Genomic DNA, 14,067 nt, shown 5'->3' on the forward strand with positions numbered 1-14,067 from the left:
GATACGTTACTCCGCAAGGCGTGCTTGGTAGGTATACACAATTTTTTTATTATTTTGAGTTAAGGCGTTATTATCTTTGATTTTTTCGGCTTCCATTTCCCACAACACCTTTACCACCAACGGATCATTTGCACCTCTTGAACAACGATGGTTTACATTACCTCCAGAAATAGTCATGTCGTTGCCGGAATTATCATTACAAATGATGTACCAAGCATTAGCATTAGGTAAAGCCCGAAAAATACTGTCTTCAAAACGGGCTAAATGATCTTCCAATATTTCTCTTTTATTTAAAGATTTAGAATCATCAGGACGACACCACTTACTTTGTGAGCAATTTCTGACTTTTATAGGATTTGAGAATCTATAGCTGATTGCATTTGGATTATTATCAACAAAAAAGCTTTGATTATCGTAGCTTTTTACAACCCAACTTTCAGGCGTATTGTCATCAACCTTACCGGCACATCGTGAATCATCTTTATCATCTTTGCTACACAGCGTAGGATTGATCAACATGCTTTCCATAAGGTTTTGAACTACTTGAGCTACAACAGTTTGGCTCTCAGCTTCCTGCACACTCGCTACTGTTCTTAACTGGGTTGCCAGCAGAGCCAACACGCCTACCGCCAAAACAAACATAGATACCAACACTTCTACCAAAGTCATACCGCGCTGGCTTTTTTTCAGACGGCCTGCCTTTGGCTTTATTATGTTATTGTTGCTAACATTCATTTTAGATATTCTTTTTTAGTGTTCATGAAAAGGAAATGATAAACAGACAGATGTTATGTGTTATCGCTGCTGTAACGACATAAATTTTTCATAATATCTTTAGAATTCTGACTTCCATCGGAGTTGCCCGAACATACGGTTGCCCGACCTGCACTATCAATGACAACAATCGTTGAGCGTGCCCTTTTATCTGCCTCGCTACTGGCTGATGCATCGGTAAGAGAAATCTTTACATATCCGGTGGAGTGGTTTAATTTGTCGGCGGCTTGTGCTTTATGGCCGAAGGTGCCGTTGGGCAGGAAGCCCCACATGTGATTATTTCCGGTGCGTTCTCCGCTGAAAGCATAATTATCAACCTGATAACTCACTTTGGTATTTTGCGGAGAATTAAGGATTACCGTACGCAGATCTGTGTCTTCATTGCGCTCATAAATGCCGTTTTTATTGTTGTCTGCAAACGCGGCAAGCCCTTGGCCTGTATATTTCATGTCGCAGTATTGATCCGGATTGCCGTCTTTTTTAATTTGGACGGGGCAAACATATACAATGGCATTTAAGCGGACGGCTTCCGCTCTTGCAAAACGCAAAAGATTGGCTACTTGTTCTGCCTGACCCGCTGCACGGCGCGAGGCAATCCACTGGCTCATATTAGGGAGGGCGATCGTAGCCATAATGGCAACAATCGCAATAACGATCAGTAATTCTATTAAGGTAAAACCTTTGCTCTGTGAATGCATGAGTAAACCTGATGACGTTGTTTGAGTAATGTGTCTCGTCCGCAAACCGCTTCAGACGGCCTCATGTGCGATGTGCCTGAAAATAATGGTTATGCTACCAACCGGCTTTAAGACGAAAGTTTGACAAACGGCCAACAATAAAACCATTGTGCCATCAATTATTTAGGGCCCCGCAACCCTATTATTGAAGGTGTGATACGACATGTATCTGCCTTCTGAATTAACGATTTGTTTATTTTCGTTTGCTATTGTAAACGATAACGTCATGCCCGCCTAATAAAATATGAAATACGGCTGACAGTATGGGAGAATCTGTATCAATCTTCCATCATTGCCGCCTCAGGCACATATGCGGCATTTTCAAATTTGGTAAACTGGCCGATAAAGGTGAGGAATACTTTTCCGGTTGGGCCGTTACGGTGCTTGCCGATGATACATTCTGCCAAACCTTTAAACTGGGTTTCTGCATTATAGTATTCATCCCGATACATAAACATAATTAAATCAGCATCTTGCTCAATTGCACCCGATTCACGCAAATCCGACATCATCGGCCGTTTATCGGTGCGCTGCTCAACTGTACGGCTCAATTGCGACAATGCTATCACCGGCACTTGCAATTCTTTGGCCAAAGCTTTCAGCGAACGTGAAATCTCTCCCAGCTCCGATGCACGGTTATCACTCCGCCCCGAACCTGCCATCAGCTGAAGGTAGTCAATGACAATCAACCCCAACCTTCCATTGAACTGTCGTGCCAAACGGCGGGCGCGGGCGCGCAGTTCGAGTGCAGTCAGCCCGGGCGTTTCATCAATAAACATCGGCGCATCGGATAGCTTTGCGACGGCATCGTTCAGACGGCCCCAATGTTCGTCTTCCAAACGGCCTGTTTTCAACACATGCTGGTCGAGGCGGCCTACCGAACCGAGCATACGCATTACCAATTGCGCGCCACCCATTTCCATAGAAAACACGGCCACCGGCAATTTGGATTCTACTGCCACATGCTCGGCAATATTGATTGAAAACGCGGTTTTACCCATAGACGGCCGGCCGGCAACGATAATCAAATCTCCGGGTTGAAGCCCCGATGTTTTTTTATCCAAATCGATAAAACCCGTAGCAATGCCGGTTACTTCATCAGGGTTTTCACGCGAATACAGCATGTCGATACGGGCAACCACTTCCCGCAGCAGCGCGGGCATTTCCAAAAAGCCCTGCTTCGACTTGGCCGTGCTTTCGGCAATTTGGAATACTTTATTTTCAGCCTCATCCAAAAGCTGCCCTGCATCCCTTCCTTGAGGATTATAGGCACTGCGTGCAATTTCTGTGCCAACCTCTGCAAGCTGGCGCATTATCGAACGTTCGCGCACAATTTCTGCATAGCGGCGTATGTTGGCCGCCGAAGGGGTGTTCTGAGCCAACGAGATCAGGTAATTGAATCCGCCCGCGGCTTCCAACTCTTCGTTTCTCTCCAGTGCTTCCTGCACTGTAATCACATCCGCCGGCCGACTTTCGTTGATCAAGGCTGCAATATGACGAAAAATCAGGCGGTGCTCATGACGGTAGAAATCTTCAGGGCTGACAACATCTGCTATTCTGTCCCATGCCGAATTTTCCAACAGCAATCCGCCCAATACTGATTGTTCGGCTTCCATAGAATGGGGCGGCAAAGCAAGTGCGCTCACTTCGCGGTCTGTTTCAGACGGCATCATTTCGCTGTAATCATTCATGGAAAAACCTTTCAAAATCTTTAGTGTACCAACTTAAGCGCACCGGAAAAGCCGCAAAAATTGTGCAAATTTCCGATTGCTGAAAGGGCGAATTATAGCTTAACTCTTCCTCAAATCGCGAAGCACAGTCCAAACAAATAAGTTCTACAATAGGGGTTACCTCTTATGAAAAATAAACTTAATTTATTGCCCGAACATCTGAAATAAATAATCTACATTATCAAGCCGTTTTGATTTGCGAATCTTTTTATGTTACACGAGCCGGCTTTTTTCTATCTGAGTGAAATCAGATTTGCACTGCTTCTCCATCTTTCCGGAATCTCCAAATTTCACCTAATAAAAATAAAAAACGGCTTGTTGGCAATGACCGCTCCATCGATAAAGACCGTGTTTTTCGGATTATAAAAAGGCCGAAGTGCATGCTCCCATTTTCTATGCTTAACTTGCTGATTTTGATATAATGCGCCGTTTGGTTAATCCTCAAAACCACTACTTAAGGATAATATACATGGGCTTTTTGCAAGGTAAAAAAATTCTGATTACCGGCATGATCTCTGAGCGTTCTATTGCTTACGGTATTGCCAAAGCGTGTCATGAGCAAGGTGCTGAACTGGCTTTCACTTATGTGGTCGATAAATTAGAAGACCGCGTACGTAAAATGGCTGCAGAACTGGGTTCCGAATTGGTATTCCGCTGCGATGTACAAAGTGATGAAGAAATTGAGAAAACATTTACCGACCTAGGAAAAGTATGGGACGGATTAGACGGATTGGTTCATTCTATCGGCTTTGCGCCCCGCGAAGCGTTAGACGGTGATTTTTTAGACAGCATCAGCCGCGAGGCTTTCAAAATCGCCCACGAAGTTTCGGCTTACAGCTTGCCTGCCTTGGCAAAAGCGGCGCGCCCGATGATGCAGGGTAGAAACGGCTCGATCTTGGCATTGACCTATCTCGGTGCGGTGAGAGCCGTTCCACACTACAACGTAATGGGCATGGCCAAAGCCAGCTTGGAAGCAGGCATACGCTTTACCGCTGCTTGCTTGGGCAAAGAAGGTATCCGTTGCAATGGCATTTCAGCAGGCCCGATCAAAACCTTGGCTGCTTCAGGCATTGCCGATTTCAGCAAATTGTTAAACCATGTTGCTTCACATAATCCGCTCGGCCGCAATGTAACCATCACAGAAGTAGGCAACACGGCAGCATTTTTATTGTCTGACTTGGCTTCAGGCATCACGGGTGAAATTACCTATGTTGACGGCGGCTACAGCATCAATGCTTTAAACGATCCGGATAATATCTAACGGTGTGAGTTGGATATAAAACGGTAATGCCGTATGAAAAGTCCGATTTGATGCTTACATTCAGTTAAGCGTTTAACATGAAAAACCGCAACACCCGGCATTTGTCGGATGTTGCGGTTTTTCACTATTGAAATGTTATCGGATTACTGTGCGTTATTGATGTTGGTTTTGCAATGGCCGTCTATCATTTATCGGATTTGCATCATTTTCAAGCTACCACAATATCCGTTAAGGGCCATCGCGGTTTAACATTAAAACTGCCCGCTTCCCGAGCGTTTGTTAACCGCATTGCTCCGGCAAAAGCAATCATTGCGCCGTTATCGGTACAATATTCCATCGGGGGAAAATATACTTTTACCTCTTCCGGCAAAGGCTTCGGTTGGCCTTTGATGGAGGCAGTCTGTATTTTCAGACGGCTTAAAGCTTCACGCAATTTCCAATTCGCCCCTACCCCCCCTGCAACAACCAAAGTTCGAAAACCGGTATCCAGTAGGGCTTTGTGTGCTTTTGCAACCAATACATCTACCACCGCATCCTGAAATTCACGGCATATATCGTTACGGGTTTGCTCCGGCACAATACCGCCATGTTGTTCCCGCACTTTTTGCACAGCGGTTAGCACTGCGGTTTTCAAACCGGAAAAGCTCATCTGAATATCAGGCGAGTGCAGCATAGGACGGGGAAAATCAAAGGCATTTTCAGCTCCATCCTTAGCAAGTTGGGAAAGCTTGGCTCCGCCGGGATAAGGCAACCCCAATAATTTTGCTGTTTTGTCAAAAGCCTCACCGGCAGCATCATCAACGCTCTCTCCCAACAGGGTATAGTCTCCAATGCCTCTCACTGCCATAAATTGGGAATGCCCTCCCGACACGAGCAAAGCAACAAAAGGAAACTCGGGCTTTTCTTCGGAAAGCAGGGGTGACAGCAAATGACCCTCAAGATGATGAATTGGTATAACCGGAATATTTAATGCAAAAGCCAAAGCGTTGGCGTAGCTTGATCCCGCAAGCAGCGCCCCGCCCAATCCCGGACCTTGAGTAAAAGCCACCGCATCAAGATCGCTATATTCCACACCTGCCTGTTCCAAACAGCTTTGCGTTAAAGGCACTAACCGGCGGATATGGTCTCGGCTGGCAAGCTCGGGCACCACGCCGCCATACTCTGCATGCATAGCCATTTGCGTGTGCAGCTGATGCGCCAACAAACCCCGTTCCGCGTCGTACAAAGCCACACCGGTTTCATCGCAAGAAGATTCTATTCCCAATACCAACATATCAATATCTAAAAGGCCGTCTGAAAAATGAAGCCCGCTATTCTAGCGGATTCTGATTAAAAATGTTCGGTTACGTTTGAAAACCGCCTGTTCTTTTCAGACGGCCTCGGAAAAGTTTTGGCAATTTGATATCAGCATTTGTTTTAAATATTTCTGCCAAACCATTCCACCCTGCCGATAATTGCCACATCATCGGTCATATTATTGAGATTTATTTCAAAGGTAGGATACGCTTCATTGGCTGAAATCACATTGACAATCCCGCCCGGCATAAGCTGAAGGCGTTTCACCAAAAGATTTTCATTCAAGCGCAACACATACAAACCGTCGCGGGGAGTGGTTTCGCCATGGTTGATTAAGATGGAATCGCCGTCATTCAACACCCCTTCCATTGAATCGCCTTTCACGGAAATAACAGAAAGGTTTTTAGTATCTCGGGTAATGTAGTTTTCAACCCAATAACGTCTGAATGCCATACTGAATACAGGTTTTTCATCACCCACCAAGCGGCCATGCCCCGCTGCTGCTTGGATATCGTAGCGGGGCACAAAAATAAATTCATCTATATCCACCGGATTACCCAACGTATCTTGTGCTGATGAAGCAGCAGAAGAAGCATCGGGGAAAGGCTCACCTTCGCCGGTTAGCAACCAATCTATACTACACCCTTTGAGTTGTTTGATTTTCTTTAGCGTTTCAGCTTTTGGCAGCCCTCCTTCGTTCCAAATTCTGCTGAATCCCGCAATGGTCATATCGATGTCGGCAGCAATTTTGGCTTGGCGGGCTTCGTCTTTCCAAAGAAAAACTAATCTGTCTTTAAATGTATCCATCTTTTGTTCCTTGGTCGGGTGTGTTTTTTCATACTTTGGTTCCAGTAAGCTTTATTTTACTTTAGTTTTGAATAAAAAGTAAGATTAATTGAAAAATTAAATAAGAAAAAGTATTGATAATTCAGATTTACCTTAGTAAAATAAAAAAACATGAGATTAAATGAAGAACATACCCTCTCAAGTAAGCATAATTATCTTCATTTCGATTTTTTCAATATTTCCCTTACTTCACGTTCGAAAAACTTGAAATGGTTAATTGACATCTGTTACGCAAAAAGCGTGCTATTCAGGAGCGATATTATGATAATAGGTAGAATTTTAATTGTGTCAGGCGCATTGGTTTCGGCATTTTTTATGATGGCTACCGGTTCTTCTTCTGAAGCAGAAGCTGCTTTTTCTTTAAATGAATGTACCCAATTGAACCATATTGCTTTCGATAAAATGAGCCACTCTCAACAAATATTTGCCCAAAACTGTTCGGCGGCAGAAGCGGCTCAGGCATGGGAACAATCTTACGGTAGTTTAGATGCAGAAATGTTGGTCGCTGGAGTGGTATATGAATAAGAACCACTATAATCAACTTAACTTTTACTGCGGCGCTGCCGCGCCTTAGCCCAAAGAGAACGATTGTGTAAGCCACTGGAATAACAACAGAATCGGTTCCGCACTGCCTGTACTGTCTGCAACTTGATTTCTTGTATTAAAAAGTATTGATTGACTATATATAAGAATCTCCTCAAAAAATAAAAAATGAGAGCCATATGATTTTAGCTCTCACCCCATAAGGCAACGATTCAAGGTGTTATTTACTGATTTTAAAACAGCTTCCAACATGCCCGTGTACCCTTGTGTAGCGGTTGCTAACTTTGCCAATCTGCCGCACTTCCGAAAAAAATTCCTAGTCTCAAGGCCAAAAGCACACCAAAATCAGCTGCTTTACAAGCATTTTTCACACCTTAGCGCCGAGATTTAGCCCCATATCAACAATGCACCGACTGCTGAAACACTCTGATGCCATCTCAATGCCGATTAAAGATGGTTCTGTTTAATCCAATTTTCCAAAGCCTGCGGACTAATACCTTGATTGTCTTCAAAATCCAATTTATTAAGCAGTTTTCCCCGTCCATATTTGACTAGAACTGGAGTACCGCTCAAACCGTATTGTTTTTTAAACGCAGTCCATGCCGGTTTGTCTTGATTTAGCCTGTGCACATTCACATAATAAATTTTGCCTTGCAATTGGTGTTTATGGATGTAACGCTTGAACATAGGCTCGAAAGCATCACAATCTCCACAACTCGGACGGCCTATATAAACATAAAAAGTATCACCTTTGGCCACTTTGTTCTTAAAATTATCAACAGTCAGGCTGTTTAAAACAAAATAAATATCGGAATAAGTGTTTTCCAACCTTTTGGTATTTTCGGCAGACAGTTTTACCGCCACTTCTGCTTCAGTTAATTTGTTGCGCAAATTTTCAACTTCATTATTTGAAGTGCAGGCAGCCAAAGCCACCACCAAGGCTGGAAAAATAAATTTAACAAACATGGGCATTCTCCTTCAACTTTATGTATCTATTAAATATTTTTGCCATATTTAATTATAAACCCATTGCTAACCACGTCCAACCGCAACAAAAGCGAAGCGTTCAGACGGCCTGTGCGGTTTGAATTACAACGGTGTTTTTTATATTTAAATTCACATGTATAAACTTGATTTAACAGCTGCCTTGCAGTAATATTGCTTCATTCATTTATCCGCCGATTTGATACAGCTTGCGGGCGTTAAACAGCTAAAGCGTTAGGTTGCTGCCTGCACCCTTCCGTTTTGTGATTCCAGCCCGCTGTGTTACACATCGGGCTTTTGTTGTATGTGTTGGAAAATTTATGATTATTTTGGACAATGTTTCCAAGCGTTACCAAAACCGTGACAAATCATGGTTTACTGCGGTAGAACCCACTACCTTGGAAATAAAAGCAGGCGAAATTTTCGGCCTGATGGGTTATTCGGGAGCAGGAAAATCTACCCTGTTGCGCCTGATTAATTTGTTGGAACGACCCGACACCGGCAAAGTAACTGTCGGTGGAGAGGAGCTTACGGCCTTAAATGCGGCGGCACTGCGCAAAGCACGCCAAAATATCGGCATGGTGTTTCAGCAATTTAATTTGTTGAGCAACCGTACTGTTGCCGATAATGTTGCTTTTCCTTTAGAAATCGCAGGCTGGCCGTCTGAAAAAATCAAAAAGCGCGTTGCGGAGTGCTTGGAAATTGTAGGATTGGAAAACCGATCCGAACATTATCCGGCACAACTTTCAGGCGGGCAGAAACAAAGGGTTGGCATAGCGCGCGCATTGGCCTCAAGCCCTAAAGTCATCTTGGCCGACGAGCCTACTTCTGCGTTAGATCCGGCAACCACCCGCAGCGTATTGGAATGTTTGGAAGATATTAACAAACGTTTCAATGTAACAATTGTTATCGTAACGCATGAAATGAGCGTTATCCGCCGTTTGTGCGACCGTGCTGCCCTGCTGCACCAAGGGAAAATTGTAGAAGTAGTAAATGTTGAAAACAATCAGATACATGCACGCTCAGAAATTGGTTGCGAATTGGTGAGGGAAGATTGAGATGGCTGATGTAACCTTCACTGAAGCAGTAGAAAACATTGCCCGTATGCGCGGTGAAATTGTGCAGGCTTTGTGGGAAACGTTCATCATGGTAGGACTTTCCACAACCTTCGCTACTCTATTTGGCACACTATTGGGCGTATTTTTATTTGTAACTGCCAACCGTCAGCTGCACTATAACCGTCCGGTTAATTTAGTGTGGGACAATTTGGTTAATTTAATGCGGGCATTTCCTTTTGTTATTTTGATGATTGCGATGATTCCGGCAACCCGCGCGATTGTCGGCAGTACAATCGGCCCTGTGGCAGCTTCTTTGGTGCTTAGCGTTTCAGGCATATTTTATTTTGCACGTTTGGTTGAGCAAAACCTGCGCGAAGTACCCCGGGGAGTAATTGAAGCAGCCAGCAGTATGGGAGCCACGCCGATGACGATTATCCGTAAAGTGCTGTTGAACGAAGCCAGAGCGGGTATGGTATCGAGCATTACTGTTTTGGCAATCGGCCTGTTGTCTTACAGCGCTGCCGCAGGCATGATCGGTGGCGGCGGTTTGGGTGATTTGGCCATACGATACGGTTATTACCGTTATCAAACCGAAGTAATCATTTTTATTGTGGCTATCTTGGTGCTGCTGGTTATTTTGATTCAAAGTTTGGGAAATTTCATTTCCCGCAAACTGGATAAACGATAATTTTTCTTTTGATGCCTAATGCCGTCTGAACTTTTCAGACGGCCCAATCTTCTTTTATCTAATTTACTCAAGGAGTATATGATTATGCAAGCGTCTGTGTTGTTTAAAACTTTTTCTGCCGGTGCGGTAGTATTCGCCCTGGCTGCCTGTGGCGGTCAAAGCCAAAAAGAAAGTGCTTCTACTCCCGCATCCGATGCAGCTTCAGCCGTAGCGAAAGCGGAAAAGAAAGAAATCGTATTCGGCACCACAGTAGGTGATTTCGGCGACATGGTTAAAGAACAAATCCAGCCTGCTTTGGAGAAAAAAGGCTATACCGTTAAGTTGATTGAATTTACCGACTATGTGCGGCCGAACCAAGCCTTAGCCGAAGGTGAACTGGATATCAACGTATTTCAACACAAACCTTATTTGGATGATTTCAAAAAAGAACATAAATTGGATATCGTTGAAGTATTCCAAGTTCCAACTGCCCCGTTAGGTCTTTATCCGGGTAAATTGAAATCGTTAGACGAAGTAAAAGAAGGCAGCAGCGTTTCTGCACCCAATGATCCGTCCAACTTTGCCCGTGCTTTGGTGATGATGAATGAGTTAGGTTGGGTAAAATTGAAAGACGGTATTAACCCGTTAACAGCTTCTAAAAACGATATTGCAGACAATTTGAAAAAAATCAAAATCGTAGAACTTGAAGCTGCCCAACTCCCGCGTAGCCGCGCCGATGTTGACTTTGCAGTTGTCAATGGCAACTATGCAATGAGCAGCGGTATGAAATTGACAGAAACCTTGTTCCAAGAGCCGAGCTTTGCTTATGTGAACTGGGCCGCAGTTAAAACAACCGACAAAGACAGCCAGTGGGTTAAAGACGTTGCCGAAGCTTACAATTCCGAAGAATTTAAAACTTATGCCAAGCAACGCTTCGCAGGATATAAATATCCTGCTTCATGGGGTAAACAAGCTGCTCAAGGTGCAGCTTCTGAAGCGGCAGCAACAGCTTCTGCTGCATCCTCAACCAAATAATTACAATCAAATAACACATTGCTGACACATTGCTGACACATTGCAGAACGCCTTCCTATATGAAGGCGTTTTCTTTTTTAAATGGGAAAGCAGAGCAGCCGTCTGAAAATTGTTGGAGGGCTTTGCAAAAACTGGATGCCGATACAGCAATGCCATAGCAAAAGCCAAGCTGATTTACTATAAATAATTAATTTAATTATAAAAAAGGTTCTGCCTTTCGACAGAACCCTTTGCTTAAACAATTTCATTAACCGATAAATTCAACGTGTTTCTCTAAAATGCTGTTCAGAGTCTCACCTGACGACATGCCGGAGAATGTGATGCTGTTTTGGTATCTTACGCCATCCTCACCCACTCCGGTAAAGCTTAGTGTGTGAGTTTGGTCATTCCATACCGCACCTTGTAAGTCAGCAGGGCTTACCAAATCGGCAAATACCACTTTATCGGTACCTGCTTGGAAATCCAGAATTTGATCTTTGCCACTGTTGCTGTTGGCTAAGAATACAAATTTATCTGAACCTTCTCCGCCGGACAAACTGTCGTTACCGGCACCACCAAACAGAATGTCGTCACCGGCACCACCGTTCAGCCTATCATCGCCGCCATCAGAGCGTCCGTCTAACAGGTCTTCCCAGTTTTTACGCACAAAATCAACTTTTTGCTGCATAGTTGCTGCCTTGCCGCCGTTTTCACTCCATTTGATGAACTCATCCAGTGCAGCAGAGCCCATACCGTCGTGGCTGCCTGCTTCATAAGAAGCTCCAGTAGTACCATTAACCCAAGACAGATTATCTGTATTGATGGAATCACCAAACAGAATATCGTTACCTTCACCACCAAATAAAGTATCGTTAGACACTTCGTTCGCGATGATCGAAGTAGAACCTTTTTGTAACGCGGCATCCAATTCTTTGGGTGAATGAACAATCGACGCTTCACCGGTTTTACCGTGATAGACAACAGATGCATATTTATCATAGAAAATCGGTGCACTTACCACATCACGACCATAACCCAATTGCCCTGAAGAGGTTGTTGTGTCGAAATACTTCAATGTTGTTTGTTCAACACCGTTTCTAAAGCCGATTGCATGCACATCAGATACTGCACTCAATTTCTTAAAGCTATGTAAACCGGCATCTACTGCTTCTTGCGTTACATAACCGATTGTACGCGGATGTCCGCTGGAACCGTCTTTACCGTAGGCAGTAGGTTGGCCGTCGGTCAAGAAGTAAGTAACGTTAGTGTAGCCGTTGCCGGATACTTCTTTAAACCATTTGGCAGTATCTCGGAAAGCATCTTCATAGTTAGTTACACCGCCTGTTTCATCTGCCGTTTGAGCCAAAATGCCTTTCAGCAATTTATTGACATTACGCTCGTTCAAGTCACGAATATCTACCACCTCGCGCGCAGTACCGCTGAAAACGATCAAGCTTGTATTCACGCTACCGTCATGTGCAGCCAAATCGGCAGCCAGCTTAAGCAGCGACTTTTTAGCCATATGCAGATAGGATTTACCATCTGCTGCAATAAAGTTTTTCATACTGCTTGAAACGTCAAACAGGATAGCTACGTTGTAATTCGTACCTTTCGTGATAATGGTTTGTGTACCGCCATTATCACCGATTAATACATCATTACCGCTTCCACCTTTAATGGTATTGGAGTCATTTGTACCGATCGTAATTTTATCGTTGTCGACTCCATTAATCGTGATGCTCAATTTAGCAGTAGAAGTATCACCATCGGCATCTCTCACGGTATAAGTGAATGTATCAATAAGCTTCTGACCGCTATTCAAGGCTTTAACGGCAGAATTATTGCCATTCAGGGTATAAGTGTAAGTACCATCTTGTGCCAGTACCAATTTGCCATACTGACCGTTAGCACTACCTGAGGATGACATAGCCGGAGTGTCTGCACCCGTTTGATCATTAGTCAACACATTACCGCGCACCGCAGTATCGCGCTCGCTCATGCTGTTTACATCATTAACCGCCACAGGAGCAGTATCGGTAATCTTGATGTCTAAAGTATCCATTCCGGTATTACCGGCTTTATCTTTAACCGTTACCACAAATTTATCGGCTACGGAATCATCGCCTCTAGAATGGTCTTTGCGTGCGCCATTTTCTGCATAAGTGTAAGCAACTTCACCTTTTGCCGCATTGTAACCATTTACAGTCAAAATACCTTTGTTTGTTTTGATAACAATCGGATTAGACACAGACGCTGTCGTCACATCTTTTCCGGCAACAGTAATCATCGCTACACCATTGGCATCACCAATTTTGATAATGCCACTAACCTTGGCACAACTTGCCTCCTGTACTTGCTGATCTACTGCTTTCACAGACGGAGCTGCCGTATCAATCGAACCGGGATCTGTTGCTTTAGCAATATTACCTGCTGCATCTTTCACCGTAGCTTTAGCAATATATCGACCATCAGGCAATGCGTTCGGCACGTCTACACCGTAGCTGCCATTACCTTTAACGGTAGTCGTCACAGTTTGGGTGTTGCCGTTGGCATCGGTCACCACTACGGTTACTACGGAACCGGCCGGCGCGTCGGTTTTACCCGTAATCGTCGGAGTGTTGTCTTTGCTGTTGTCCGGTGCGTCTACAGTGATTTTCGGTGCAACCGTATCAATAGAACCGTGATCACGGCCTTTGCCTTCGTTACCGGCAGGATCCTTCACTTTGGCTTCGACACTATATCCACCGTCAGGCAATGCGTTCGGCACATCTACACCGTAGCTGCCGTTACCTTTAACGGTAGTCGTCACAGTTTGGGTGTTGCCTTTGGCGTCAGTCACCACTACGGTCACTACGGAACCGGCCGGAGCATCGGTTTTACCCGTAATCGTCGGAGTGTTGTCTTTGCTGTTGTCCGGTGCGTCTACAGTGATTTTCGGTGCAACCGTATCAATAGAACCGTGATCACGGCCTTTGCCTTCGTTACCGGCAGGATCCTTCACTTTGGCTTCGACACTATATCCACCGTCAGGCAATGCGTTCGGCACATCTACACCGTAGCTGCCGTTACCTTTAACGGTAGTCGTCACAGTTTGGGTGTTGCCTTTGGCGTCAGTCACCACTACGGTCACTACGGAACCGGCCGGAGCATCGGTTTT

General features: G+C 44.6%; 12 protein-coding genes. 5 read left to right on the forward strand and 7 right to left on the reverse strand.

What is annotated here, in order from left to right; all coding sequences use genetic code 11:
* Positions 1 to 6 precede the first annotated feature (6 nt).
* The 3 genes from pilV to dnaB all read right to left on the reverse strand — a co-directional run bounded on the left by pilV (position 7) and on the right by dnaB (position 3,202).
* Entirely contained in the window at positions 7 to 735 is a 729-nt protein-coding gene (pilV, locus tag AKG43_RS04365; RefSeq protein WP_054599355.1) for a type IV pilus modification protein PilV, read from the reverse strand.
* Positions 736 to 788: 53 nt separating this feature from the next.
* The gene (locus AKG43_RS04370; protein WP_054599356.1) at positions 789 to 1,472 is read right to left on the reverse strand and encodes a Tfp pilus assembly protein FimT/FimU; all 684 of its coding nucleotides are present in this window, start codon (positions 1,470 to 1,472) and stop codon (positions 789 to 791) included.
* 317 nt (positions 1,473 to 1,789) lie between these two features.
* The gene (gene dnaB, locus AKG43_RS04375; RefSeq protein WP_054599357.1) at positions 1,790 to 3,202 is read right to left on the reverse strand and encodes a replicative DNA helicase; all 1,413 of its coding nucleotides are present in this window, start codon (positions 3,200 to 3,202) and stop codon (positions 1,790 to 1,792) included.
* 508 nt (positions 3,203 to 3,710) lie between these two features.
* Between dnaB and fabI the strand changes: the two genes are divergently transcribed.
* Entirely contained in the window at positions 3,711 to 4,502 is a 792-nt protein-coding gene (fabI, locus tag AKG43_RS04380) for an enoyl-ACP reductase FabI (protein ID WP_054599358.1), read from the forward strand.
* A 208-nt stretch (positions 4,503 to 4,710) separates the two neighbouring features.
* Here fabI and tsaD read toward each other — a convergent pair whose 3' ends face one another.
* Positions 4,711 to 5,775 carry a tRNA (adenosine(37)-N6)-threonylcarbamoyltransferase complex transferase subunit TsaD gene (gene tsaD / locus AKG43_RS04385; RefSeq protein WP_054599359.1) on the reverse strand — a complete coding sequence of 355 codons (1,065 nt, stop codon included), beginning with the start codon at positions 5,773 to 5,775 and terminating at the stop codon, positions 4,711 to 4,713.
* Positions 5,776 to 5,918: 143 nt separating this feature from the next.
* Positions 5,919 to 6,605 carry a helix-turn-helix transcriptional regulator gene (locus tag AKG43_RS04390; protein WP_054599360.1) on the reverse strand — a complete coding sequence of 229 codons (687 nt, stop codon included), beginning with the start codon at positions 6,603 to 6,605 and terminating at the stop codon, positions 5,919 to 5,921.
* A gap of 150 nt (positions 6,606 to 6,755) precedes the next feature.
* Between AKG43_RS04390 and AKG43_RS12715 the strand changes: the two genes are divergently transcribed.
* The gene (locus AKG43_RS12715) at positions 6,756 to 7,169 is read left to right on the forward strand and encodes a hypothetical protein (protein ID WP_156300615.1); all 414 of its coding nucleotides are present in this window, start codon (positions 6,756 to 6,758) and stop codon (positions 7,167 to 7,169) included.
* Positions 7,170 to 7,634: 465 nt separating this feature from the next.
* Here AKG43_RS12715 and AKG43_RS04400 read toward each other — a convergent pair whose 3' ends face one another.
* Positions 7,635 to 8,153 carry a co-chaperone YbbN gene (locus AKG43_RS04400; RefSeq protein WP_054599362.1) on the reverse strand — a complete coding sequence of 173 codons (519 nt, stop codon included), beginning with the start codon at positions 8,151 to 8,153 and terminating at the stop codon, positions 7,635 to 7,637.
* A 338-nt stretch (positions 8,154 to 8,491) separates the two neighbouring features.
* Here AKG43_RS04400 and AKG43_RS04405 point away from each other — a divergent pair, with 338 nt between their 5' ends.
* The 3 genes from AKG43_RS04405 to AKG43_RS04415 all read left to right on the forward strand — a co-directional run bounded on the left by AKG43_RS04405 (position 8,492) and on the right by AKG43_RS04415 (position 10,931).
* Positions 8,492 to 9,229, forward strand: a complete 738-nt coding sequence (locus AKG43_RS04405) for a methionine ABC transporter ATP-binding protein (protein ID WP_054599363.1) — start codon at positions 8,492 to 8,494, stop codon at positions 9,227 to 9,229.
* 1 nt (position 9,230) lies between these two features.
* On the forward strand, positions 9,231 to 9,917 hold the full coding sequence (locus AKG43_RS04410; RefSeq protein ID WP_054599364.1) for a methionine ABC transporter permease: 687 nt from the start codon (positions 9,231 to 9,233) through the stop codon (positions 9,915 to 9,917).
* Between the two features lie 84 nt (positions 9,918 to 10,001).
* Complete coding sequence (locus tag AKG43_RS04415; RefSeq protein ID WP_054599367.1) at positions 10,002 to 10,931, forward strand: MetQ/NlpA family ABC transporter substrate-binding protein; 930 nt, start codon at positions 10,002 to 10,004, stop codon at positions 10,929 to 10,931.
* A gap of 247 nt (positions 10,932 to 11,178) precedes the next feature.
* Here the strand turns inward: AKG43_RS04415 and AKG43_RS04420 are convergent.
* The coding region (locus AKG43_RS04420; RefSeq protein WP_197273114.1) for an Ig-like domain-containing protein at positions 11,179 to 14,067 on the reverse strand (2,889 nt) is incomplete at its 5' end.

Origin of the sequence: Neisseria sp. 74A18 (assembly GCF_001308005.1) — a bacterium.
In the GTDB taxonomy this organism is placed as follows: Bacteria; Pseudomonadota; Gammaproteobacteria; order Burkholderiales; family Neisseriaceae; genus Neisseria; species Neisseria dumasiana.

Excerpts from the sequence above, each read along its gene's own strand:
- pilV (WP_054599355.1), bottom strand. The coding sequence starts at position 735 with ATGAATGTTAGCAACAATAACATAATAAAGCCAAAGGCAGGCCGTCTG.
- AKG43_RS04370 (WP_054599356.1), bottom strand. The coding sequence starts at position 1,472 with ATGCATTCACAGAGCAAAGGTTTTACCTTAATAGAATTACTGATCGTT.
- dnaB (WP_054599357.1), bottom strand. The coding sequence starts at position 3,202 with ATGAATGATTACAGCGAAATGATGCCGTCTGAAACAGACCGCGAAGTG.
- fabI (WP_054599358.1), top strand. The coding sequence starts at position 3,711 with ATGGGCTTTTTGCAAGGTAAAAAAATTCTGATTACCGGCATGATCTCT.
- tsaD (WP_054599359.1), bottom strand. The coding sequence starts at position 5,775 with ATGTTGGTATTGGGAATAGAATCTTCTTGCGATGAAACCGGTGTGGCT.
- AKG43_RS04390 (WP_054599360.1), bottom strand. The coding sequence starts at position 6,605 with ATGGATACATTTAAAGACAGATTAGTTTTTCTTTGGAAAGACGAAGCC.
- AKG43_RS12715 (WP_156300615.1), top strand. The coding sequence starts at position 6,756 with ATGAGATTAAATGAAGAACATACCCTCTCAAGTAAGCATAATTATCTT.
- AKG43_RS04400 (WP_054599362.1), bottom strand. The coding sequence starts at position 8,153 with ATGTTTGTTAAATTTATTTTTCCAGCCTTGGTGGTGGCTTTGGCTGCC.
- AKG43_RS04405 (WP_054599363.1), top strand. The coding sequence starts at position 8,492 with ATGATTATTTTGGACAATGTTTCCAAGCGTTACCAAAACCGTGACAAA.
- AKG43_RS04410 (WP_054599364.1), top strand. The coding sequence starts at position 9,231 with ATGGCTGATGTAACCTTCACTGAAGCAGTAGAAAACATTGCCCGTATG.
- AKG43_RS04415 (WP_054599367.1), top strand. The coding sequence starts at position 10,002 with ATGCAAGCGTCTGTGTTGTTTAAAACTTTTTCTGCCGGTGCGGTAGTA.